The sequence below is a fragment of the Methylocucumis oryzae genome (assembly GCF_000963695.1).
GTDB classification, from domain to species: domain Bacteria; phylum Pseudomonadota; class Gammaproteobacteria; order Methylococcales; family Methylomonadaceae; genus Methylovulum; species Methylovulum oryzae.
Genome location: NZ_LAJX01000317.1, coordinates 1 through 2,665, shown reverse-complemented (window position 1 = coordinate 2,665; position 2,665 = coordinate 1). Strand labels below are relative to the sequence as shown.

Below are 2,665 nucleotides of genomic sequence, written 5' to 3'. Positions count from 1 at the left end.
GTAGTTGAGCTTCCATTTTTTTCAAGCATGTCCCAAAACTCTTCCGCTGGAATTCCCGTGAAAGCACGGACTAATGCAGGATGTTTGCGTAACATCGACTCGGTGAACATCACTATCTCCAAATTTTTATTAGGATACTATTGCACCATACACCCATTTTGCTTATTGTGCATAAACTCTAATAAAACGCACTGCTCCAAAACACCTTAAACGAAACAACTATGGGGTCAAAACAACTATGGGGTCAGGCCTGAACAACTATGGGGTCAGGCCTTACATTTGACGTGACACCCTCGTTTTTTTGGCGATTTTGATGCAAATTGTAAGATCTGACCCCTATAAATGTAGGTAAGCATGATATTTCCCCCAAATTAAATGTGTGAACAGATCAGTTTTATTGCTTGTTTAGTAATTTGATAAACGCGTCTTTTGCCGCGTTTATCCTTTTCTTTTTCAGAAGTTTCTCCCACAATGACATAGATATGTGATTTCACCCGCGCTAAGAAAAAATGTTTTTCTTCTAACTCTAACTGTTCTCCAGTTGAAAAGTTAATGAATAAAGAACAAAGCGAATCAGCACCCGATCCACAGCTCCTTACAACTGAATCGGTGATTTTATCATCGTCAATATCCAATCCTTGATATGAGTCTCCGCCATCTTGCTCTCTATATTCAATATAAAAGTCTTTAGGCTCATGCCCATCATGCTGACGCTGTATTAGGCTTTTGCGAATATCATTGCAAACTTTAGATTGTTGATCCGCGTTTACAGTTAACGTAAACATGAAAGAAGCAGCAATTGCGTGACTAATAATGCGTACAGTTTGCAAAACGGGGTCATGCAAAACGGGGGCAGGCCTTACATTTGACATTATTTACCTCTCTTTTCCGTCTGTTTCACTGCCCGATACGCTGATTAGGATGCTGCCGACGTTAGGAGGCGTATCGTTCGCATCACTCGATACCTTTAATGTCGCAAATGTCGTATTTTTCATGACAACCCCAAGGCCGTAAGACGCAATAACCAAAGGGCATTGCGCTGTATCTTGTTTCCTAACCGATTACTCAAAATCCCCCCTCAATCCAACACAATAAAACGCACCACTCCAAAACACCTTAAACAATTAAAACCTCTAACACTACATAAGACGTATCAAACACTAAAGCCCGCAACAACGATAGAAAAAAATTATTAAAGACGTTAATGCGCCAAATTTTACTCATGACTGATGATATTTTTCTTATAAAAAACGTTCTATTTCACTATCATGAGTTGACTTATATAAAAACAAACATTAGATTTTATAAAAAACAACTTAGTTTTTATGGTTATTGTCTATAACTAACCCGATAAAAATATCGTTTAACTGATAACATCAGTATAGTTACTTTTTTGAGTTAAACTACCTATAGGCTTATCATCACCATCCAAGGTATCGTTACCCACCCGACCATCGACACTGTCTTGACCGTCAAAACCGTATAACTGATTAAAACCATCATTGCCCGTTATCTCGTTATCCAGCGCATTGCCTAATCCATCGGTATAAACAATCCAAGGGTCGTCGCTAAAATTGCCGGTTAAGATTAGATTCTCAACATCATCGGGTAAGCTAAAGGTTATCGCGGATTGCGCCGTAGAGTTGCCTTCATTAGCCAACTCTACGACGATGCTGTCAGCTGCATAAACGACGACATAGACATCATCACCTAACCCCAACGCCTGGTTATTACCGATATTCCCTGTTAACTCATTGGCAAACTCATTACCGGTTATGTCTGCGCCATTAGAACCGGTTAAGATTAACGCTTCCACATTGGCGGCCAGCGCAAAATTAACAAGGGATTAGCTTTATTACACCGTATTCAAGGTCTTGTTTATGCGAACTTACTGTAAGAAATCCGACTGGCGGTAAACAAAAGCATGGTGCATGCAGTGAACGACTTAAAGCGGAAATAGAAAATTTGAACGGCCGGCAAATGACTACAAAAAAATGGGTGAGCCTATTGGTGGAAGGAAAGAACGAGTAAGCGATATATAAAATTATTCTGACCCTAGTTATTAACTGCTTCTCAGCACATTCAATTCAATAGCTCACCTATAGAACAACGCTCGTGTCTGCTAAAATTTAAAACAAAACTTTTTATTCCGTAAAGCTATGACAAATGATGCGAACAACAAAAGTGTTAGTGTAATTGCCTTTGGCGCCTCAGCAGGTGGACTGCAATGCCTTCGTCCAATAATACGAGGACTCAAACCAAATGATCATGACGCCTATGTAGTCGCTGCTCATCTATCGCCTTCGCATATTAGCAATTTGACTGAAATACTGGCTGACCAAAGTGAAGTAAAAGTGGTTTCTGCAAGTAATGATCAAATTATCCAGCCAGGCTATGTCTACGTCTGTTCATCAGCAACGGATATTGTGATTGTCGCTGGACGGATTCAACTTCCTAAACCTTATCCCTCTGCACTGATTGCACCATCAATAGATAGACTTTTTTCATCAATTGCTCATCAATATGGACATAAAGCCACCGCTGTTGTTCTGTCTGGCTCTGGCCATGATGGTGTTCTTGGCGCCAAGGACATTAATGCATCAGGCGGAGTTGTTATTGTGCAGAATCCAGAAGAGGCCATACATCCGTCTATGCCTGAAACTAT

Annotated in this window: 3 protein-coding genes; 1 reads left to right on the top strand and 2 read right to left on the bottom strand. The window is 40.3% G+C overall.

Annotated features, from left to right (window positions below; all coding sequences use genetic code 11):
• Positions 1–371: 371 nt before the first annotated feature.
• Both VZ94_RS20925 and VZ94_RS20920 read right to left on the bottom strand, forming a co-directional pair.
• On the bottom strand, positions 372–872 hold the full coding sequence (locus VZ94_RS20925) for a hypothetical protein (protein ID WP_045780727.1): 501 nt from the start codon (positions 870–872) through the stop codon (positions 372–374).
• A 491-nt stretch (positions 873–1,363) separates the two neighbouring features.
• Positions 1,364–1,816 (bottom strand): hypothetical protein, encoded by a 453-nt coding sequence (locus VZ94_RS20920; RefSeq protein WP_045780726.1) that lies wholly within the window; start codon positions 1,814–1,816, stop codon positions 1,364–1,366.
• A gap of 343 nt (positions 1,817–2,159) precedes the next feature.
• Here VZ94_RS20920 and VZ94_RS20915 point away from each other — a divergent pair.
• Positions 2,160–2,665 (top strand): chemotaxis protein CheB (locus VZ94_RS20915; RefSeq protein ID WP_045780725.1); only part of this gene is annotated, 506 nt, incomplete at its 3' end.

Excerpts from the sequence above, each read along its gene's own strand:
- VZ94_RS20925 (WP_045780727.1), bottom strand. The coding sequence starts at position 872 with ATGTCAAATGTAAGGCCTGCCCCCGTTTTGCATGACCCCGTTTTGCAA.